Consider the following 21,502-nt stretch of genomic DNA (forward strand, 5'->3'; position numbering starts at 1 on the left):
GGGGTGGCCGGGTCGACCGCCCCACCCGCCGGTGCGGTTCAGCCTTGGCGGATCAGCTTGACGGCGTCGGCGATGACGAACCCGTCGGCGTTGTCGCTCAGCTCGATGGAGCTGCCGAGCCCGCCCTGGAACGGAAAGACGCCGAGAGACACCCAGGTGCCGCCCGGCGCCGCCGGCGTACCGGCGAGCTTCTGGTTGACCGGCACCACGGTGGCGCCCTGCGCGTCGATGACGGTGTACGGCGCGTTGGTGGCCCGGTTCGAGGCCGGCGTGTACGACACCTGCACCTCGTACTGGCCGTCACCGAGCACGGCCGGCTGCCACCGCACCACGCTGGTGCCGGTACCCGCAGCGTGCGACGAGTAGTTGCCGCCGTAGTAGCCGGCGACGCCGGTACCCGCCGCCCAGGTGCCGGACACGACCGCGTAGCCCAGCCCGGCGTTGTCCATCACGATTTCGTCGCGCACGTCGGCGGCCGCCGGCGCCCGGACCAGGCTCAGCGCGTTGACGGAGATGAGCTGGCCGCCACCCCGCCCCGCACCGGCGAGCGTGAACCGGACGTCGTGCCGGCCGGCGCGCAGCCGCGTCGTGCCGAGGGGTACGACGTCGTAGCCCTCGACGGTTTCCGCGGTCGTGTCCACGGCGTAGTTGTGCAGCTTGGCTCCGTCGACCGTCACGGTGACCAGGCCGCCGTCGACCGGCCGGTAGTAGCGCAGGCCGATCTGGTAGGTGCCGGTGTGCGGCACGGTGAACGGGAACTCGATGTAGTCACCGACCGCGCCGGGGGTGAACAGCGCGCGGGCACCGTCCCGGGCGGTCGGCTCCTTGATGATGGACAGGATCCCGGTGGACCGCTTGGCCTGCCGGGCGTTCTTGCCGAGGTCGCACACCTGCTCGGTGATGGCCGGGCCGGTGGCGAGGCTGTCCCGGCCCTGGGTGAGCCACTCCAGGTTGAAGCGCGCGACGTTGACCCGCAGCGGCGCGCTGGCGTTGTCGCCGTCGCAGCCGTAGAGCAGGACGATGGTGCCGTCCGACAGGTGGGCGAGGTCGGAGTAGTAACCGCGGTTGGGGTTGATGACCCGGCTGTACCGGTAGGAGTACGCCTCGTCGTAACTCACCGACACGGTCATGTTGAACCGCGCGGGAGAATCCGGGTGGCTGAACAGCATCCGGTTGACGTCCTTGCTACCCGGGCCGCCGGTGTAGCGCACGGTGCTGGCGTCGACGGAGTTGAACACTCCGGTGGCGCCGTCCAGCTTCGGCTGCGACCAGGTCAGGCCGCGGTCGTGGCTGATCGCGATGATCCGCTCCCCGGTACCGCCGGCGCCGTTGCGACCGTTGATGAGCACCGAGCCGTCGTCGCGCTGCACGACCCGGGCCTCGTTCATCGGGTAGTCCACCGTTACCGGTACCTCACCGGTGGTCTGCCAGGTGCGGCCGTGGTCGTCGCTGTAGATGGACGCCACGCCATAGAAGCGTTGCTGGACCGTGTTGCCCACGATGACCCGGCGATGCGCCACGTTGAGCAGCAGCCGGCCGTTGTCGAGCTGAATGCCGTGGCCCGGTCCGGGGCTGTGCAGCGCCCAGTCGTACGGGAAGCTGTCGAACAGCCCCGCGAAGTGCGTCGGCTCGCTCCAGGTGACGCCCTTGTCCTTGCTGGACACCATGTACAGGTCGGCGCTGTCGCCGGAGCAGCTGGTGTTCTCCGGCAGGCGCAGCGACAGGGCGTAGAACAGGAAGACCTCGCCGGTGTGCCGGTCGACGACGAGGGTGGGGTTGCCCCACGACTGGCCGTCGACCGACGCGACCACGGTCTGCGTGTCCTCCCAGGTGTTGCCGCCGTCGAGGCTGCGCCGGGCGAGCAGGTCGCGGGGGCCGGCGTCGCACACCTCGTACCGGCCCTCGGTCATCGCGATGATGGTGTCGTCGGGCAGCACGGCCAGCCCGTGCACGTGGTAGTTCACCAGCGGGCCGACTCCGGCGTCCCACAGCGTCGTCTCGTCGAAGAACGCCGGCCGCGGCCCGGCCGGATGGTGCGCGCCGTCGCCCGGCTTACGTCCGGCCGTCGCGGCCTCGGCCGGGCTGGCGACCAGCGCGGCCGAGGCGACGCCGGCGGCGCCGGCCGCCAGTCCGATGGTGAACTGTCTGCGGCTGATGCGTCCGTCTGCCATCTGATTCCCTTCGAGGGTGTCGCGTTCCAGGGGTGTGGTGGTTCACGCGCGGTCAGGAACCCGGCGGTCAGCCCTCCTTCGCGTCGTCGTGGCCGCCGAGCAGGTAGGCCCCGATCGGCCGCACGACGGCGGCCAGCCGGCGGAGTTCATCGGGGGTGCACGCCAGCAGCGGCGGCGCGGCGTGTGGCGGGCACAGCCCCCAGGAGGCCAGCAGGGCCTTGACCGACGGCACGCCCGGGCGCACCGAGTGCAGCCGGGTCAGCTCGGTGGCCAGTGCCTGCAGTCGGTCGACCTCGGCCCGGTCGCCCTGGTCGTGCGCGGCGACCAGGTCCACGGCCAGGCGGGGCGCCAGGTTGGCGATGCCCGGCACGATGCCGCTCGCGCCCGCGCGCAGGGCGGCGCCGAGCGCCTGCTCGTCGCCCTGGCTGACGGCGAAGCCGGTCCTGGTGCCGGCGGCGGCGAGCAGGTGGGCCAGCATCGCGGGGTCGCCGGAGGAGTCCTTGGCCCCGACGATCCCGGGCATCGCGACCAGCGAGTCGACGGTGGACGGGGTGAGCGGTGTGGCGTACCGGGGCGTGTTGTACGCGACGATCGGCAGCCCGAGCGCGGCGACGGCCGCGTAGTGGGCGACCACCTCGGCGTCCGAGTGCCGGAAGTAGATGGGTGGACTCAGCACCAGCGCGTCGGGTGAGGCGACGGCCGCCAGTTCGGCGCGGTGACGGGCCTCGTCGGTACCGGGGGCCGTGACGTTGACCAGGATGACGCCGGCCGGCACCAGGGCTCGCCACCGGTCGGCGACACCTGCCACGTACGCCGCGGTGCGGTCGGCCCGCACCAGCGGCCCCTCGCCGTTGCTGCCCAGCAGCATCAGGCGCCGGACACCCGCGGCGGCGAACGCGCGCAGCAGTGGGCCGGCGGCGTCCGGATCGGGTACGCCCGGCGCTGACATCGTTGTCACCATCGGCACGACGACGCCGTCGAGCAATCCATTCATGGTTCAGTACCCCCGCACCCGCGGCCACGACAGCTCGAAACCGTCGGCGACCAGTTCGTCCTGGAAGCGGCGCAGCGCCCCGGGATCCTCGTATACCTGGTCCGGCTCCACCCCGTTGTTCAGGCAGTGCCCGGCCAGCGCGCCGGCCGCCTCGCCGATGTTCCACTCGACCGGGTGCAGCCGGTAGCAGCCGTTGGTGATGTGCGTGGTGCCCAGGTTTTTCCCGGCCGCCAACAGGTTGCGGGTACGCACCGGCAGCAGCGCGCCGAGCGGGATCTGGAACGGGCAGCTGCCAACGTCGATGTAATTGTCGCCGCCGGTCGACGGGTGCAGGTCGATGCGGTACATGCCGACCCCGACACTGTCCGGATAGGACACCGCGCCGCGCTCACCGCGTACCGCGAGGGACAGGTCCTGCTCGGTGACCGTACGGCGGGCCCTGATCCGTCGCGACTCACGCACGTACGGCGCCTTCGCGAACCCGTCCGCGGTGCCCATCACGTCCGGGCGCAGCCGCAGACCGGCCCATCCGGTCCCGCCGTCCGGCCGGGGCGCCTCGGTTTGCAGCCAGTAGAGCATGCTCAGGGCGAGCTGCCGGGAACCGTCCAGGTGCTTGTCCCGCTCCTCATCCGAGACACCGATCAGCGGGCCGGGCAGATAGTCGATCATCGGCCAGTTCACCACGACGACGTCGCTGTCGAGGAATCCCGGCTGGAACTGTTCCCGGGCCAGGATCCGGCGGAACGCCCACAGGTCGCGGTCGCCGGGATCCCGGCTCTGGTCCGGATCGACCGGCCCCTTGGACCCGTGTGGAACGAACGTGCGGCCGAGCGGTTCCAGGGTCCGCGGGTCGGGCGCGACCAGCGACAGCAGACGGTCCGGCCAGAACGGCGGCCGGTACTCGCGCCAGAAGCCGTATTGGTCCGGCCGGTCGATGGTGTGGTCCTCGCCGGCCCGGTGCTCGACCGCGAACACCCAGGAGAAGGCCTGCATGTTGTCCGGCTGCGCGATGGCCGGAGCGCTCGGCTCGCCGGTGTCCGACTGCGCCTCGAACCCCGTGACGTGCTCGATGCCGCCCAATGGCAGCAGGTCCCCGAGTTCCGTGGCGTCCAGGACGTACGGCGCGCTCGCCTCGACCAGTGCGCCGTCCGGCCCGCGCAGCGTCACCCCGCGTACCCGGTCGCCGTCCATCTCCACCGACACCGGCCGGTGCCGGTACAGCACGCGCAGGAGCCCCGATGCCAGGTACCGGCCGACCATCGCCTCCAAGACGAGGGCCGCCGCTCTCGGCTCGTGGCACAGCCGGCTGACCCGGCCGAGGCCGGGATTCAGGTCGGGCGTCTCGCGGGCGGCCGGAGTGAGCGGGTACCAGGACCGGTAGTGGTCGCGGATCGCGTTGCGCAACGCGCGGTAGGACCGCGTCGCCCCGAACTGCTCGATCCACGGATGCTCGTCCGGTGGCACGCCCTGGCTGGTGAGCTGCCCTCCGAGCCAGTCGGTCTCCTCGGTGAGCAGCACCCGCCGACCCCGGCGCAACGCCGCCAGAGTCGCCGCGATGCCGCCGACACCGGCACCCACCACCAGCACGTCGCTGTCCATGGACGTCCGGCCGGTCACTCCACATCACTCCTTAGCACTGAACTCCTTCGTCACTGCCGCCCGCACGCTGAATTCGGCGGCGGACGGGCCGCACGGCTCGAGACGGACCAGCCCGTGCCCGTCCGCCTCGGCGATCCAGGTGGCGTCCCCGACGCGTACCGCTACCTTCTCCCCCGGCGCCACGGCCGGTGGCACGCCGACCAACAGCCGGCCGTCGGACGGGTCGACGGTGACCACGCCGCGGACCTCGGCGGTGGTCCGCTGGTATCCGGTCACCACGGCGCCGGGCGGCGTGTCGAGCAGCACCCGGTCGCCGAGCGTGACGGTGAGCCGGTCGGCGGCCCGCACGCCCAGCGATCCCTCGCCCAGCGCGAGGTGTTCGACCGAGGCAGGGCGCCCGGGGTGCGCGAATCGCCACCCCTCCGGCCGGGGGTCGGCCAGCTCCTGGATGGCCAGGTAGCCGAGCAGCCCGCCCCAGCCCATCAGCCCGTCGGAGCGCGCCGCCAGCGGGCGCACGTCCTCCCCCGGCACGATCGGGTAGTTCTCCCGGACGTGGCTGTGCTCGGTCCATTCGCCGAGGAACAGTCGCAGCAACGCGTCGACGATGGACCGGCTGTGGCCGGTCAGTCCGTAGCGGCGCAACCCCTCGACGGCGAGGAACGCCATCGGTGCCCAGACCCGGCCGCGCCAGTACCGGGTGCTGAAACCGGGGTCGTCCCGGGCGGTACTGGGCAGGGGCGGATCGCCGCCGAGCACCGCCGGGTCCAGCAGTGCCTCGGCGAGGGCGCCGGCCGGCCCGGGATCGGGCAGGCCAGCGAGCAACGGATACAACAGGGTCGGCGAGGTGTGCTCGGAGAACCGGCCGTCGGCCCACCGGTTGCCGTACCGGCCGCGGTCGGCGTCCCACAGGCCGGCGGCGTGGCGGGCCAGCCGGGCGGCGTCCCGGGTGAGGGTCTCGGCCGCCTCGTCGCCCAGGATCCCGGCGATGGCCGCGAGCGCCTGAGTGTCGGCGAGGTACAGCGCGTTGAGCCCGACGTCGGCGAGGTTCATCGTGTGGGTGGCCGGGTCGAGTGCCGCGTCGTCGTACATCGGCGAGTCGTCGAGCCCCGACTCCCGCTTGGCCCGGTCGAGGGTAGCCGACTCGGGGTCGCCGTCGACCGGGTCCGAGCCCCAGGCGAGCAGGCCGTGCGGCCCCTGCCGGGCCCTGGTCCACCAGGCGTGCCAGTCGCGCAGCGCCGGATACGCGCGGGTGAGCAACTCGCCGCGCCGGGTCTGGTCCGACAGGCCGCTGCCCAGGTATGCCTTCAGCACGGTGTACGCGCCGACCGGTGGCTGTGACCGGTCGTCGGTGCGGCCCTTGTCGTCGCTGACCCGGTTGGGCAGCATGCCATCGCCACCGGCCTCGGACAGGATCTGGTCGAAGATGCCCTCGGCGTAGGCCGGATCCACCCAGGCGGCGACGAGCCCGGTGAAGAACGAGTCCCAGGTGTGCAGCGCCCAGCGGCCGTAGAAGCCCTCCCGCTCGCGGCACACGAAATCCCGTGAGGTCGGCGTGAGCACCCGGCCCAGATCCGGTGCGTAGATGGTGTTCCAGGTCAGCGCGCGGGTCATCGCGTCGCCGGCCGCGCCCAGCCAGCCGGAGGTACGCGGCAGCGCCACGTCCGCCCGGGCGGCGGCGGGTTCGATGCGGGCGGCGACGGCGGCGGCCACATCGGCAGTGGCGACATCGGCAGTGGCGACATCGGCAGTGACGGCGCGCGTGGCGGCGCGGCGCAGGGCGATGGCGACCGTGGCCGCGCCCGGAAACACCAGCCGTCGCGGGTCGTCGGCGTCCGCGATGGGCGCGGGCGCACACTCCAGCACCCAGTCCTCGTCGCCGTGACGCACCATCAGCCGCCCGAGCTCGTGCCGCACGGCCACAGGGCGGCCACCGAAACCGGGTGCCTCGTCCACGACGAGTACCGGGTCGGCGGGGCCCTCGCGATCGGCCAGCACGTCCAGTTCGTCCCCGCCGCCGCGTACCCGCAGGGCCAGCTCGGTGTCGTGAGCGCACACCGACACCGCCGCGTACCCGCCGTCCACCGTGTGGGGTCCGAGCCGGACGAGACCGTGCCGCCAGGTGAACCCGTCGAACGTCGCACCGGATGCCGCGCGCAGCGCGAACCGCAGGCGCAGTCCGGACGGCAGGTGCACCCATCCGGTGTGGTACTGCACATCCCAGGTGTTCCACCCGCTGGGCACGGGAACCATTCCTGCCATCAGTCCACCGTCTCCACCGGGTCGGTCACGTCGAGGTCCGTCACGTCCAGGTCGAGCGCCGCGTCCAGCAGTTCCTGGGTGTAGGGGTGCTGCGGGCTGGCGAACAATTGCTCGGTCTCGCCGGACTCGACCAGCTCCCCCCGGCGCATCACCGCCACCCGGTCGGCGATCTGCCGCACCACGCCGAGATCGTGGGTGATGAACAGGACCGACAGCCCGCGCTGGTCGCGCAGGTCGGACAGCAACCGCAGGATCTGCGTCTGGACCGAGACGTCCAGCGCGGACACCGCCTCGTCGCAGACCAGCAGGCGCGGCTTGAGCGCCAGCGCGCGGGCGATGCTCACCCGCTGGCACTGCCCGCCGGACAGCTGCGACGGCCGCCGGTCCAGCACGGTGGCGTCCAGCCCGACCTGGTCGAGCAGGGCACGCACCGCCGAGCGGCGGTCGCCGGGCGGCGCCACCGACGGGTGCGCCTGCCACCCCTCGGCGACGATCCGACCCACCGTCATCCGCGGGTTCAGCGACGAGCGGGGATCCTGGAACACCATCTGGATGGCCCGGCGCAGCGCGGCCGGCCGGCGGGCGCCGGCGCCGAGCCGCTGGCCGTCGAAGACGATCGCGCCACTGCGCTGGCGGATCAGCCCGACGACGCACCGGGCGACCGTGGTCTTGCCGGAACCCGACTCGCCGACCAGCGCCAGGGTCTCGTGGCGGCCGACGCGCAGGCTGACGCCGGCGACCGCGTCGACCCGCGTGCCGCCGGGGCGCCACGGCCGCTTCGGCCGGCCATAGGCGACCCGCAGGTCATCCACGTCGAGCAGGGCGGTCGACGGCGTCATGCTGGGATCTCCTCGGCGAAGTGGCACGCGCTCCACCGGCCGGCCGCGACCTCGCGCAGAGCCGGGACCTCGGTGGCGCAACGCTCCCGTGCCATCGGGCAGCGCGGGTGGAACGGGCAGCCGGACGGGCGAGCCAGCGGGCTGGCCGGGGCGCCGGGCAGCGTCGCGGCGAGAGTGTTGCGGGTACGCACCGCCGGAACGCTGGCCGCCAGCGCCCTGGTGTACGGGTGCCGGGGCGCGCGCAGCAGTTCCCGGGTCGGGCCGCGCTCACAGACCCGGCCCGCGTACAGCACGACCAGGTCGTGCGACACGTGCGACATCACCCGCAGATCGTGACTGACCAGCAGCATGGACATGTCGCTCTCGTCCTGCAGGGCGCGCAGCAGCCGCAGGATGCGCGCCTGCACGGTGACGTCCAGCGCGGTGGTCGGCTCGTCGGCGAGCAGCAGCGACGGGCCACCGGCCAAGGCCATCGCGATCATTGCCCGCTGCCGCATGCCGCCGGAGAACTGATGGGGGTAGTCGCCCGCCCGGCGCTGCGCGTCCGGGATGCCCGCCCGGGTCAGCAGACCCACCGCGGCCCGGTCGGCCTCGGCGCGCGAGCTTCCGTTGCGTCGCAGGAACTCGCCGACCTGCCGGCCGATCCGCTGGCTGGGATTGAGCGCGGACAGCGGGTCCTGGAAGATCATGGCTATCTCCCGGCCGCGTACCCGGCGCCGCCGCGCCTCGCCAGCGGTGAGCAGGTCCTCGTCGCGCAGCAGGATCCGTCCGGTGCAGGAGGCTCCCGCCGGTAGCAGGCCGATGACCGCCATCGCCAGCATCGTCTTGCCGCTGCCCGACTCGCCGATGAGCCCGGTGGTACGCCCGGGGCGGACCGAGAAGCTCACGTCGTCGAGGACGGGATCCGCCGCACCCGTCGCGGGGAGGAGCACCGTGAGGTGCTCCACCCGCAACAGGCTCTGCGGTTCGAGAAGGTCAGGCGTAGGCACGGTCAGGAGACCGTTACCTTGGCGAAGTCCGGCAGGTAGCTCGGGTCCGGTACCAGCCCGTGCACGTTGGACCGGTACGCGTACGCGATTTTCAGGCTCATGGGGTACATGCCGACCGCGTCGTTCCAGATGATCTGTGTCGCCTGGGCGTACAGCTGCTTGCGTTGGTTCACGTCGCTGGTCGAGCCGGCCTGGCTCAGCAGCGTGTCCAACTGGGGGTTGCAGTAGCCATTCCGCTTGGCCGCGCAGGTGTAGAGCCGGCCCAGGTTACTCGCGGCGTCATAGGTCGGCGTCGACAGCGACTGGAAGTTGATGTCCCAGTTGAGGGCGAGCAGGTCCTTGAGGAAGACCGCGCTCTCCTTCTCGATCGGGTCGACCTTCACGCCGATCTTCGCGAGGTCGGCCACCACCGCCTGGGCGAACTGGGAGTAGCTGTCGCCGCTGTACTGGAAACGCAGCGTCTTGCCGAAGTCGAACCCGGCCGCCTGTAGGGCCGCCTTCGCCGCGTTCGGATCGTACTTCACCGCCGGCTGCGGGGCGTATCCGAGCACGGACGGCGCGACGACGGACTGGGAGACGGCGCCGGTCTGCGGGTACAGCGACTTGATGATGGTCGGGAAGTCGACCGCCTGCCACAGCGCCCGGCGCACCTCCGGCTTGGACAGCACCGGATTCGAGGAGTTGAACCACATGGTGTACACCGACGTGGCGGGCACCGTGGCGACCTTGATGTCGTTGTTGCCGGACAGCTGGGCGAGCTGATCGTCGGGGATGCCCCAGGTGGCCTGGATCTCGCCGGTCTTCAGCGCGGTCATCTCCGTCGAGATGTCCGGGATCACCTTGACGATGAGCTTCTTCAGCTTCGGCACGGAGCCGTAGTACTTCGGGTTCGGCACCAGGTCGACTTCCTGGCCCGGAGTGAAGCTGTCCACTGTGAACGGTCCGGAGCCGACCGGCTTGGTGAATGACGAGTCCTGCACGCCGGAGGGCACGATGTAGAACAGGGTCAGCTTGCCGAGCAGCGCCGGATCGGGCGTCTTCAGCGCGACCACGACGGTGTCCGGCCCGGACGCCGTCATGGTGTCGCCGGTGAAGTTCGACGCGTTCGGCCCCTTCAGCCGGATCAGCCGATTGAACGAGTCGACCACGTCCGCGGAGTCCAGCGCCGACCCGTCGGAGAACACCGCGCCCTTGCGCAGGGTGAAGGTGAACGAGGTGGCGTTCGGGTTGGCCTGCCACGAGGTCGCCAGGTCACCGACGATCTTCCCGGTGGAGTCCGGCCGCACCAGGCGGCTGTAGATTTCCTGCCCAATGATCTCCGTGCCGACCGACGCACCCTCGGCGCCGTGCGGGTCCAGCGCCTCCGGCGGGTACGGGCTGGCGACGGTCAGTGCGCTATTGCCATTGGCGACCGGTTGGGCCGCCGATGTCGAGCACGCGGTGGACAGACCGAGCGTGGCGACCGTGGCGATCGCAACGCCCGACAGTACACGTCGGTGCGCTCCCATCAATGACTCCTTTCGAGGCCGGACGCGTCATCGCGTGCGGCCGGAACAGTGGAGCGGGCGGGGCCACGGCGGGCACCGGACCCGAAGAAGGCGTTGAACTGGTCACCCAGCAGCCCCACGCTCACCACGAGCAGCGCCAGCGCCAGGCCCGGGAACAGGGAGATCCACCACGCGGTGGACAGATATTCCTTGCCGGTCGAAATGGTCTGACCCCAGGACACGGTGGACGGCGGCAGGCCGATCCCGAGGAAGCTCAGGCCGGCCTCGGCGAGCACGATGAGGCCGAACTCGATGGTGGCGAGCGCGACCACCGGACCGAGGACGAACGGCAGCACGTGCCGCGTCACGATGGTGCGCCAGGGCAGGCCCATGACCCGGGCCGCGGACACCCATTCGCGGTCCCGCAGCGACAGCGCCAGACCGCGGGACAGCCTGGCGAACGATATCCAGCCGGTGAGCGCGAGGGCGACCACGACCACGGTGATGCCGCGGCTGAACAGGCCGGCGACGACGATGGCCAGCACGATGCCGGGGAACGCGAGCAGGATGTCCACCGACCGGCTCAGCACGCCGTCGACGAACCCCCGGGTGTAACCGGCGACGACGCCGACCGCGACGCCGAACACCGCGGACAGGGTGACGGTGAGCGCGCCGATGATGACCGAGGTCCGCGCGCCGTACACGACCTGGTCGAGCACGCTGCGCCCGAGCGGGTCGGTACCGAGCAGCGAGGTGCCGCCACCGCTCAGGGCCGATCCCGGGCCCTTGAGCCGATCGGCGAGCGACGTCGCGATCGGGTCGTACGGGACGACCATCGGACCGATGATCGCGAGCAGCAGGTATGCGGCCACCACGATGGCCGGAATCCAGCGCAGCTTGCCGGTCAACCGTCCGGCGCCGCGGCGGCGCCCCGGCTCGGGTGTGCTGGCGGCGACGTCGGCCGCCTGCGCCAGCGCCCCGGTCACGCCCGCGCCCCGGTGCGGATACGCGGATCCACCAGCGCGTACGACACGTCGACCAGCAGGTTCAGCACGACGACGATGGCGGCGATCAGCGCGACCGTGGCCTGCACCACGGCGTAGTCGCGGTAGCTCACCGAGTCGACCATCAGCGACCCCAGTCCCGGCCAGGCGAACACGTTCTCGACGATCACCGCGCCACCCAGCAGCGCGCCCATCTGGAGCCCGACGATGGTGATCACCGGGACCAGTGAGTTGCGCAGCGCGTGGCCCGTGAGGACCTGCACGTTGGTCAGTCCCTTCGATCGGGCTGTCTGGACATAGGGTTCCCGCATCGAACTCGCCACGCTGGTGCGGGTGATCCGCGCGACGATGGCGGTGAACGGCAGCGCGAGAGTCACCGCGGGCAGCACGAGATGCACCGGGGAGCCGGGGCCGGAGCTGGGCAGCAGCCGCAGCGTCGCGGCGAACAGCAGGATCAGCATGATGCCGACCCAGAAGGTGGGCATGCCCTGCAGCAGGATGGTGAGCCCGGAGACCACCCGGTCCAGTGCGCTCTCCGGCCGGTACCCGGCGAGCATCCCCAGCGCCAGGCCCAGGATCACGGCGATCAGCGTGGCGGTCAGCGTGAGGTCGATGGTCGCCGGTACGTGGCTCAACACGACCTGCATGGCCGGCGCCTCGAACCGGTACGAGCGGCCGAAGTCGAACCGCGCCAGTTGCCCCAGGTACGACAGGTACTGCAGCGGCAGCGGACGGTTCAGGCCCATCTGCTCGCGGAGTGCGGAGATGTCGGCCCGGCTGGCGTCCGGACCCAACAGCAGCGTCGCCGGGTCGCCGGGCGCGAGGCGCACCAACACGAACATGAGCGTGACCGCGCCCCAGAGCACGAAGACGCCGACGAGCAGGCGCCGCAGGATCAGCCCGATCACCGGCGTCGCCCCCGGCCGGGCTCGGCCACCGTGCCGCCCGGGATCTGCGTGCAGTCCAGCAGTACCTGCCGGGCCTCGCCCTCGTCCGCCTCCAGCAACTGGATGAGCAACCGCACCGCCTGCCGGCCCAACTCCGGCCGGGGCAGGTCGAAGCGCGTCCAGTCACGGGTGGTCTCGGTGCGTGACGGGTCACCGAGCAGCGCGACGGACAGGTCGTCCGGTACGGACAGGCCGGTCTCGGCCGCGGCGGCCTCGATGCTGGCGGCCACGGAGTCGTCCTCGCTGGGGTCGGCGACGATGGCCGTCACACCGTCCCGGACCCAGGCGCCGAGGTCCGGCGCGGTGACCACTCCCGACGACGGCAGCCGGTGCACGATGGCCGCCTCGACGCCCAGGCCGCTGTCCTTCAGGCCCCGCCGGTACCCGCGTTCGCGGTCGCGGGTCGGCTCGGCACCCTGGTACGCCTTGACGAACAGGATCCGCCGGTGACCCAGCTCCACGAGCCGGCGCACCAGGTCACGCGTGGCCGACACGTAGTCAGGGGCCACATAGGATACCCGGGCGCCGGGAACCTCCCGTCGTCCGATGAAGACGAACGGGAAATCCTCCTTCACCAGTTCGGACAGCTCGGTCCGGCGCACGTGCCGGCCGAGGAGCACGGCGCCGTCGGTCAGCTTCAACCGGTTCACGCCGTCGACGTAGATGCGCCGCGGCCCCGACGCGCCGGCCGAGCTGAACAGCACCAGGTCGTACCCCTGCTCGGCGACCTCCTCCTCGACCCCGAGCAGGAACGGGAAGTAGAAGTCGCGCTGGTCGGTGGGGAACACCGCCTCGAACGTGAACAGGCCGAGCAGCCGGTTGCGCGCACCCTTGAGGCTGCGCGCCGCCGGATTGACGCGGTAGCCCAGCTCACGGACCGCGTCCAGGACCCGGGCCCGGGTCTCCGGACTCAACCTGGCCGGCCGGTCCGGCGTCTCGTTGATGACCTGCGAGACCGTGGCCTGGGAGACGCCGGCACGCCGAGCCAGGTCGATCTGTGTCGGTGGCCGTCTCCGCCGCCCCGGTGCCCCGTCGCTCACCCGCGTCGCCCCTCCTGCCGCGCCGATGGTTATACGTATCGCTTGCTGATACGTATAACTGGTTATACGTATCAGCGACCATAGGCGCGGAAAGATCACGTGTCAACGGATCTCCGGCTACTTTCGAAACCTCTCTGAAATGCCCGATTGCATGCCCGAACGCCGGTCCGTCGGACCCGAGGAGGGTCTTTGCCTTCGTCCGTTATCCCAGGCATGGATCGGAATGGAGGGAATCTTGCCGATCACGTGGGAGACCTCGGATCTCGCGGAGCGCCGGCCCGGGGATGGCATGGTGCGCACGACCCGGATGGTGCGCCGTTACTACCGGGCAGTCCCAGCGGTTACCCGCGCAGCGAGGCGCGGGCGGCGGCGATGGCGTCCAGCAACTCCAGCTGGCACTCGTCCCCTCGCTCGATGCACTCGAGGTCCACGCCGCACTCGCGCTGCCGCTCCCGCAGCCGCGACCACCACGGGTACGGCACGGATACCGGGAAGGCGAACGGGTCGAGGTCCACGGCCCGTTCCAGGAGCTCCTGGAACGGGTCCTGGACGTGGGCGCCGACGATGAGCCACTGGTCCAGTTCCCGGTAACTGACCACGCCGCCGGCGATGCCGTCGGCCCACTGGGTGAACAGGGCGGCCAGGCTCGTAGAGGCCCGGACCGAGTCCCACGCGTCGGGACTGGCCTCGTAGCGCCAGATCTCGCCCTCGTGCTCACCGGCGAGCACGAACGTGTAGACGATGAGGTCGAACTGGAACAGCGGTATCTGCTGCCGCCAGGGGAACGGGGTACCGATCGTGAAGGACAGCTTGTCCAGCGTTTCGCCCACGTCGGTCGGCCACGGCAGCAGCCATCCACCGTTGGGGAACAGCCGTTGGGAGTCCCACCCCTGCGCCTGGAGCCAGCTCAGCTGCTCGGCGACCTGGTCCACCGCGAAGAGCCGGTGCACCAGGTCGGGAGCCGGCTCGCCACCCAGGTCGGGGCGCTCGGCCGCGGCGTGGTCGGGCCAGGCGAGGCCGGCAGCGGTCGCGGCGGTGCGGTACGCCTCGGCCGCGCCGCGTAGCACCCGCAGGCTGTCGAGCATCGCTGCGCTCAGGGCCTGGGCGCCATGCAGATGCTGGCGCCGCCGTCGCTGACCCGGAACCCGAAGCTCGGTCCACCCGCGTCGACCCAGGGCTTCACCGGCAACACGATGAACCTTTCGTTGTCCTTCACGCCGCACTGACTATAGAACCCGGAGATGTCACTGGCCTGGGGCAGCGACTCCGTGGTGGGTACCGGTTTGATATCGGCAACCAGGCCGGAGAGGTTGACCGCCTGGTTGGTGGACCAGAACGGGAACTCGTCACACGTCGTACCGGCCGCCCGACCGGTGCACGCGTTCGGCGTGAAGCGCGAGTCGCTGTCGAACCAGTTGCGCTGGAAGCCCGCGCTGATCGCGGCCTGGCCGCCCAGGCTGCGCGCCGGGTAGTACCAGACCGACCGCCCCGGTGGCTGCGGGAGGCCCCCGTTGCCCGCTATCGCGGAAACGATATGCGTGCCAGTCTGGTTCATCGGCCGGAACCGGTAGTTCACCCCGCCGGGCACGTACACGGCGAAGTTCGTGCCGCAGCCGCTGGGGAAGTTACCGGATTGCTGGGCGGTGCATGCCTCGTCGACCGCCACCTTGAGCTGCGAGTCGGACTGGTCGTTCCAGGCGAAGGGAAGGCCGTAGGTACCGGTCAGTTCCTTCGTGGTCTTGACCACCTCGGCATACAACTTCAGGCTGTTGTACCAGATGCCCTCGTCCGCGCCCCAATTGTCGAAGGTGTCGAAGTCGGTGTCGGGCGAGATCGGGTACTCCAGCACCCCACCGATGCCGATCTCCGTGGGGAACAGGATCGCGAGCAGGGCGCTGAGGACGAGTCCGATGCCGATGCCCACGGCGGTGACGACGAGGAAGGTGGAGGCGGCGGCCGCGATGGACGCGAGGACCGAAACCTCCACCGCCTCCTCCGCGGGCGCCAGCAGCAGCGCGCACGCGCCCTCCTCGCACCAGGTGATTGGTTCGATCAGCGTCGAGGGTGCGAAGGCCGGCTTGGCAACGCCGGCACTCGGGATGACGTCCATCGACGAGATGATCGGACCGTGACCGGGCGGCGCCACGGTGGTGAGCAGGGTGGTGACGTCGTCCGAACAGTTGATCACCTTGTTTCCTGACGGCGGCAGGAAACCCCGGATGCAGCCGTCGTTGGCGGCCTTGTAGCAGCCGACGAAGATCTGCGTGCTGCCGCCGGGGATCGGTACCCCGGCACGGCTGCTTGACGCGACGTAGAAGTCGCCGCCCATCGCGGCGCAGCGCGAGGTCTCGCTCGCGTCCATCTGCCGGGTATCGGCCGGTACCAGGGAGGCGCTCGTCGTGGTGCTGAACGAGCCGGAGATGCTCCGCGATTGGGTGCCGTCGGCACGCAGGGCGTCGACCCGGAACACGTACGGCGTGCCTTCGTCGAGCGGCTCGATGATGAAGCTGATGGTGTCCTGGGTGGTGCACGTACTGGCCGGGTTGCCGTTGGCGTCCTGGCAGTACTGGTCGAGCGGAAACTCGGCGATCGGCTGGCCGTCCAGGAAGGCCCGGTAGGAGACGTCGGTGGCGGGATCGGGCTGCCAGACGGCGGTGGCGCCGCCCTCCTCCGGCGTGATGGTCAGGTTGGCGTTGGGCGGCGGCGGCGGCGCGGCCGTGGCGAACGACGCCGTGGCGGGGGTCTTTGAGGTGTTGCCGGCCAGGTCGACGGCGACGACCGAGACGGTGTGGCCGGTCGAGGGCGCCAGCCCGGTGACGGTGTACGAGCGGGTGCCCACCGTGGTCCGATGGGGGCTTCCGCCGTCGACGGACACCTCGTATCCGGCCAGGCCGTAGTTGTCGGTGGCCGCGCCCCAGCTGACCACGGCGCCGCTCGACGTGACTTCGCCGACGGTCAGGCCGGGTACGTCGCTCGGCGGGATCAGGTCGACCACGGTGAAGGAGCGCAGGATCCTGGCGGTTCGCTTGGGGTCGCGCTTGGCTCGCACGCACACCTGGTTGTCGCCCAGGTGCGGCGGGCGCAGGCCGGTGCTCCACGACACGGCCCAGGCCGCCACCCCGTCCGGTCGCGGACCGATGGTGAAGTCGGCGGTCGCCACCTGCTCGTCCGAGACATCGACCATCGTCGCCTGCTTGTGCAGGATGCCACCGACCGCGATCCGGCCCTGCTCGTCAACGCTGACCTGGGCGCCGCTTCCCGGCTGGTCGACCCGCAGCCGGATGGAGGAATGGTTTTCCTCCGGCACGGTCATGCCGGCACAGCCACCCGGCGCCGGCTGCGCAACGTCGGCGTGGGCGGCTGATGGATTCACCCAGGCGCCGGTGGCCACCAGCGAAACGACGACCGCAGCCGCCAGCACGGCCTTGCCAAGGTACCGATGGCGCATTTACCCACCCCCGCGACGGTAATCGGCCTCGATCACCATAGATGTAGCGAGATATTGCATTCAATGCGCAGTTGCGGCCGACCATTGTCACAGATCGGACAGGCGACCGTTAGCGCGGCCAGCGGTCACGGCGTTGATCGCGGTGGGCCAAGTGATCATTCCGTAACATGATCGACACGGATCGAACATTCGATCTCCCTAGCGTCTGGCCCGTCAGACCTTTCTGACGAAAGTGGAGGGAGCAAGAGTGAGGCGAACTCACCGATCGCGCGCGGGGTTGGCCGGCGCGGTCATCCTGGGCGCGACGGTCCTCGTGACCAGTGTCGCGCCCAGCCCAGCGGTCGCTAGCGCACCCGCGACCGCGCAAGGCTACCCATACCTCGCGCCGTACTACACCCAGGGCAACCTCATCGGATCACCCGATATCGACAAGGCCGACCTCGACAAGCTCACCGGCGCACTCGGCGCCGGGCGGGGCCAGTCCGCGTACGCGGCCGTCTCCGCCGCCGACTACGACGGCGACGGCGCGATCACGGTGACCGACGTCGCCGGCATGGCACAGCGCATGATCTACGACGACGGGCCGTTCGACCTCGTCGAGGCGTCCGCGCTGGACATGCAGAAGGCGATGAACGCCGGCGTGACCAGCTCGGTGGCGATCACCCAGGACTACCTCAACCGGATCGCGGCGTACGACCACACCGCGGCGGGCGGCACCGATCACGGACTCAACTCGATCCTCGCCACGGCCCCGCAGGCGCTCGCCGAGGCCGCGACGAGCGACGCACGGCGTGCGGCCGGGCAGTCGCGGGGCATGCTCGACGGCATCCCGGTGGTCCTCAAGGACAACTACGACACCACCGACATGCCGACCACCGCCGGCTGCGAGTGCCTGGCGGACAACCAGCCAGCGAATGACGCCTTCATGGTCACCGGCCTGCGCGACGCCGGCGCGATCATCCTCGGCAAGGCCAGCCTCGACGAGTTTGCGACCGGGTTCAGCTCGGAGTACTCCGTGGGTACCCGCCAGGCCGACGGCACGATGGGCCCCTCGATCAAGGTGTACAGCCCGTACAACCTCACTCGCACGGCGGGTGGGTCGAGCGGTGGGACCGGCGCCTCGATCTCCGCCAACCTGGCCGGCATCGGCTTCGGCACCGACACCGGCGGCTCGATCCGCGACCCCAGCTCCTACAACCAACTCGTCGGCATCCGCCCGACGGTCGGCCTGACCAGCCGGGACGGGATCGTCCCGCTGGCACTCACCCAGGACAGCGGCGGCCCGATCGCCCGCTCGGTGTCCGACGCCGCGATCGCCCTCGACGCGGTCACCGGCATGGACCCGAACGACCCGGTGACCGCGGGGCAGCAGGGCAAGGTACCGGTGTCGTACACGTCGTATCTCGACCCGCACGCCCTCCAGGGAGCCCGGCTGGGCTACCTGCCCTCGCTGGTCGGCACCAACCCGGTCGTCAAACGGCTGTTCACCCAGTCCGTCGCCGACCTGCAGGCGCAGGGCGCGACCGTCATCGACCTGTCGGCCGACCCGGACGAGCCCACCGTGGTCTCCGACATCGCGGCCATCGGCAGCATCTCCAGCGGCAGCACCGACGAGTTCAAGACCGACCTGAACGAGTACCTCGCGGCCCACGCCGGCCCGGGCGTCACCGACCGCAGCCTCGACGACATCGTGCGCGACAACCTCGTCTCACCCGACTACTCCTCCCAGTACCGCACCCGCGACAACATCACCGACGCCCAGTACCAGGCCTGGCTGACCCAGCACACCGCCGATATCGCCAGCAGCCTGCAGAAGATGACCACCGACCTCGACGCCGGGCACCTCGACGCGCTGATCTACCCGACGGCCGGCCAGTACACGACTCAAGGCAACAACCTGCGGCTCAGCCCCAACACCGGCATGCCCGCGATCACCCTGCCGATGGGCCAGTCCGATCCGGCGCTCGACGGTTCGGCCGCCGTGGCCGGCGCCGGCGTCAACCTCGAGATGCTCGGCCGCAAGTACGACGAAGGTCAGCTCATCGGGCTCGCCTACTCCTACGAGCAGGCAACCCACCACCGCACCACCCCGCCGCTCTACCCGGCCCTGCCGGGCACCGACGCCGCCACCTCACCCGTCGCGACCGGGCCGGCCACGACCGGCGGCGTGACCGTGACGGCCTCGACCGCGCACGCCGAGAAGGGCGCCACCGTGACCGTCACGGTCAAGGCGAAGGCGGCCTCGGACCTCTACGCGTACGACCTCGCCATCGGCTACGACCCGAAGGTTCTCGCGTACGTCCCCGGCAGCGCCGGCACGGACGTCAGCGGCGCCACCTACGACCAGACTAAGCCCGGCCAGGTCTCGGTGATCCACACCAAGCTCGGCTCCTCGCCGCCCGCCTCAGGCGAGGTCGACCTCGCCACGCTGACCTTCAAGGCGGTCGGGGCGGGTACCACGGCTGTCTCGCTGCCCAGCCTGGTGACCGTCGACGCCGCCGACAAGCCCACCACGACCACCGGCCTCGGGTCCACGCCGGTGGAGGTCCTCGCCGACTGGAACGCGCCGACGGTCTACGACAACGGCGACCGGGTCTGGTACCAGAACTCGGTCTGGCAATCACAGTGGTGGACGCAGAACCAGAAGCCCGGCGACCCCTACGGTCCGTGGATGCAGATGACCACCACCCCCGACGGCACCGCGCTGTGGACCCCGTCACGGGTCTTCAACACCGGGGACAAGGCCGTCTACCAGGGCGTCACGTACATCGCCCAGTGGTGGACCCGCAACCAGGCGCCCGGCGACCCGTACGGCCCATGGAAGAAGGCGACCTGACCTGACCAGCACGTGGCGGGTGGCGATCGGAAACGCAGTCTCCGGCCTCGCCACCCGCCGGGTCGTCACCGGCTCGGGTACACCTCAAGCCGTCATGATGTCGTCGATGCCCGGTGATCGCCGCGGCGCGCCGGTTTCAAGGCCCGGCCGGGCGGATCGCGTCTGCCAGGTGAGGTTCAACTGGTCGCGGCGGCCGATGCGCCGCATCCGTGCGGCGATGGCGTCCTGCATCAGCCGCAACTGCTGCTGGTCGTCGGCCTCGGCCAGCAAGACAAGTTCCTCGCCGGTGGCGAGCAGCGTGCAGCGTCCGCGGTCGAATTCGATGACCCCCTCGGTGTCGGAGCACTCGGCACGGCGCGGCATCGCCGCGATGTCCTCGCCGTGCTCGTGGTTGTGGGTGTGGTTCCGTTTGTGGGGAAGAAGGACGCTGAGCTGGGCGGTGTGCCCGCACAACTGGGTGAGGTAGCGGCCGGGGCGATCGGTACGGATGCGCGCTTCGGCGGAGAACATGGCTGATTCCCTTTCCTAGAGCCTCGTGCAGGCGGCCAGCCAGGCGACGACGCCGCCCGGGTGCACGGTCGACATGCTGGTTGTGGCCTGGATGGAGTCCACGGTCCATCCATCGGCGAAGCAGGATTCGAGGTCGCCTCTGGACATCGCGTGCGGCGGGATCGGTTCGGTGGCGTGCCGGTCGCTGTAGCAGAGTGCGAACAACCGGCCTCCGGGCACCAGAACCGTTCGCAGACCATCGACGTAGCGGGATCGGTCCGCAGGAGTCAGCGCATGCAGGAAGAGGGAGTCCAGGGCGGTGTCGAACCTGTCAGTCAGCTCCGCCAGGCGCAGCGCGTCGTGCTGAACGAACCGTGCGGTCAGGCCGCGCTCCCGCGCCTTGCACCCGGCGACCGCCAGCGCCTCGGCGGCGCGATCGATGCCCGTGGCGTCCAGGCCGGCCGCCGCGGCCATCAGGGTGTGCTCCCCGGTCCCGCACCCGACATCCAGCACCCGCCCGCGCAGCGCGCCGCGTTCTGCCAGCTCGAACAGCGCCGGCTGCGCGGCGCCGATCTCCCATGGCGGACGCCCACGGTACGCACTGGCGATCGGGGTCTGCGGCCCGGCGGGACCGGTGTCCTGATGGGACGGCAGTTCGGGCATGGCGAGGCTCCTTCGGTCAGCTGTGCCTCTCGGCTGGGTGGAAGCAGCGCCAGTTTTTCAATACACATTGTCGCTGTCAAGTCATCTGTCTAACCGGAGTCATTGAGTACGATGGGCGACATGCCGAGGATCTGGAACGAGACGATCGAGGCGCACCGCGACGCCGTCCGGGAGGCCACCATCAACGCCACGGCCGCCCTCGTCGCCCAGCACGGCCTGACCGGCGTGACCATGTCGCAGATCGCCAAGGACACCGGCATCGGGCGCGCGACGCTGTACAAGTACTTTCCCGATGTCGAGTCGATCCTGGTCGCTTGGCACGCCCGCCAGGTCGACGACCACCTGCGGGAACTACTCCGGGTACGCGACCGGACGGCGGGGGCCGCCGAACGCCTGGAGGCGGTGCTGACCGCCTACGCTCAAGCGATCTTCCACCGGCGTGCGCACGACAACGACATCGCGGGCATGCTCCACCGCGGCGAACACGTTGCCGCCTCTCATCAACACCTGCGCGAGTTCATTCGCGAGCTGATCGCCGAAGCCGCCGCGGCCGGAGCGGTACGCGAGGATGCCCCCGCCGAAGAACTCACCGTCTACTGCCTGCACGCGCTCGCCGCGGCCACCAGCCTGCCGGACCAGGCGGCGATCCACCGACTCGTCCAGACCACCCTCACCGGGATCCGCACAGGCATTCGGAAGTAGCGCGAGATCGGGGCGTCCCGTCGCCACGGATGCCA

Annotated in this window: 16 protein-coding genes; 2 read left to right on the forward strand and 14 right to left on the reverse strand. The window is 70.7% G+C overall.

From position 1 onward, the window contains the following. Positions 1–38: 38 nt before the first annotated feature. From ABEA87_RS04560 to ABEA87_RS04615, 12 genes are all read right to left on the reverse strand, one after another. Positions 39–2,171, reverse strand: coding sequence for a golvesin C-terminal-like domain-containing protein (locus ABEA87_RS04560; RefSeq protein ID WP_345626316.1), 2,133 nt, complete (start codon positions 2,169–2,171; stop codon positions 39–41). A 67-nt stretch (positions 2,172–2,238) separates the two neighbouring features. Next, positions 2,239–3,165 (reverse strand): dihydrodipicolinate synthase family protein, encoded by a 927-nt coding sequence (locus ABEA87_RS04565; protein WP_345626318.1) that lies wholly within the window; start codon positions 3,163–3,165, stop codon positions 2,239–2,241. A gap of 3 nt (positions 3,166–3,168) precedes the next feature. After that, positions 3,169–4,782: an FAD-dependent oxidoreductase gene (locus ABEA87_RS04570; RefSeq protein WP_345626320.1), complete on the reverse strand. Its 1,614-nt coding sequence runs from the start codon at positions 4,780–4,782 to the stop codon at positions 3,169–3,171. 6 nt (positions 4,783–4,788) lie between these two features. Continuing rightward, on the reverse strand, positions 4,789–7,023 hold the full coding sequence (locus ABEA87_RS04575) for an MGH1-like glycoside hydrolase domain-containing protein (protein WP_345626322.1): 2,235 nt from the start codon (positions 7,021–7,023) through the stop codon (positions 4,789–4,791). Beyond that, positions 7,023–7,862, reverse strand: a complete 840-nt coding sequence (locus ABEA87_RS04580; RefSeq protein WP_345626323.1) for an ATP-binding cassette domain-containing protein — start codon at positions 7,860–7,862, stop codon at positions 7,023–7,025. Before ABEA87_RS04580 ends, ABEA87_RS04575 begins: the two co-directional genes overlap by 1 nt. Continuing rightward, positions 7,859–8,851, reverse strand: coding sequence for an ABC transporter ATP-binding protein (locus ABEA87_RS04585; RefSeq protein ID WP_345626325.1), 993 nt, complete (start codon positions 8,849–8,851; stop codon positions 7,859–7,861). Before ABEA87_RS04585 ends, ABEA87_RS04580 begins: the two co-directional genes overlap by 4 nt. 2 nt (positions 8,852–8,853) lie before the next feature. Continuing rightward, the gene (locus tag ABEA87_RS04590; protein WP_345626327.1) at positions 8,854–10,359 is read right to left on the reverse strand and encodes an ABC transporter substrate-binding protein; all 1,506 of its coding nucleotides are present in this window, start codon (positions 10,357–10,359) and stop codon (positions 8,854–8,856) included. Further along, positions 10,359–11,324 (reverse strand): ABC transporter permease, encoded by a 966-nt coding sequence (locus tag ABEA87_RS04595; protein ID WP_345626329.1) that lies wholly within the window; start codon positions 11,322–11,324, stop codon positions 10,359–10,361. The genes ABEA87_RS04590 and ABEA87_RS04595 overlap by 1 nt, the downstream gene beginning before the upstream one ends. Continuing rightward, a complete protein-coding gene (locus ABEA87_RS04600) occupies positions 11,321–12,250 on the reverse strand; it encodes an ABC transporter permease (protein ID WP_345626331.1) in 930 nt (309 codons plus the stop codon). Before ABEA87_RS04600 ends, ABEA87_RS04595 begins: the two co-directional genes overlap by 4 nt. Continuing rightward, positions 12,247–13,329 (reverse strand): LacI family DNA-binding transcriptional regulator, encoded by a 1,083-nt coding sequence (locus ABEA87_RS04605; RefSeq protein WP_345626333.1) that lies wholly within the window; start codon positions 13,327–13,329, stop codon positions 12,247–12,249. The genes ABEA87_RS04600 and ABEA87_RS04605 overlap by 4 nt, the downstream gene beginning before the upstream one ends. A gap of 341 nt (positions 13,330–13,670) precedes the next feature. After that, positions 13,671–14,414 (reverse strand): hypothetical protein, encoded by a 744-nt coding sequence (locus ABEA87_RS04610; protein ID WP_345626335.1) that lies wholly within the window; start codon positions 14,412–14,414, stop codon positions 13,671–13,673. A gap of 8 nt (positions 14,415–14,422) precedes the next feature. Continuing rightward, positions 14,423–16,777, reverse strand: coding sequence for a fibronectin type III domain-containing protein (locus tag ABEA87_RS04615; protein ID WP_345626337.1), 2,355 nt, complete (start codon positions 16,775–16,777; stop codon positions 14,423–14,425). Between the two features lie 247 nt (positions 16,778–17,024). Here ABEA87_RS04615 and ABEA87_RS04620 point away from each other — a divergent pair, with 247 nt between their 5' ends. Beyond that, on the forward strand, positions 17,025–19,613 hold the full coding sequence (locus ABEA87_RS04620) for an amidase family protein (RefSeq protein WP_345626339.1): 2,589 nt from the start codon (positions 17,025–17,027) through the stop codon (positions 19,611–19,613). 84 nt (positions 19,614–19,697) lie between these two features. Here ABEA87_RS04620 and ABEA87_RS04625 read toward each other — a convergent pair whose 3' ends face one another. Further along, the gene (locus ABEA87_RS04625; RefSeq protein ID WP_345626340.1) at positions 19,698–20,123 is read right to left on the reverse strand and encodes a DUF2218 domain-containing protein; all 426 of its coding nucleotides are present in this window, start codon (positions 20,121–20,123) and stop codon (positions 19,698–19,700) included. Between the two features lie 15 nt (positions 20,124–20,138). Beyond that, positions 20,139–20,765, reverse strand: a complete 627-nt coding sequence (locus ABEA87_RS04630) for a class I SAM-dependent methyltransferase (protein ID WP_345626342.1) — start codon at positions 20,763–20,765, stop codon at positions 20,139–20,141. A gap of 120 nt (positions 20,766–20,885) precedes the next feature. Between ABEA87_RS04630 and ABEA87_RS04635 the strand changes: the two genes are divergently transcribed. Continuing rightward, entirely contained in the window at positions 20,886–21,467 is a 582-nt protein-coding gene (locus tag ABEA87_RS04635) for a TetR/AcrR family transcriptional regulator (protein WP_345626344.1), read from the forward strand. Positions 21,468–21,502: the final 35 nt, after the last annotated feature.

Origin of the sequence: Rugosimonospora acidiphila (genome assembly GCF_039543385.1) — a bacterium.
Lineage (GTDB): Bacteria > Actinomycetota > Actinomycetes > Mycobacteriales > Micromonosporaceae > Rugosimonospora > Rugosimonospora acidiphila.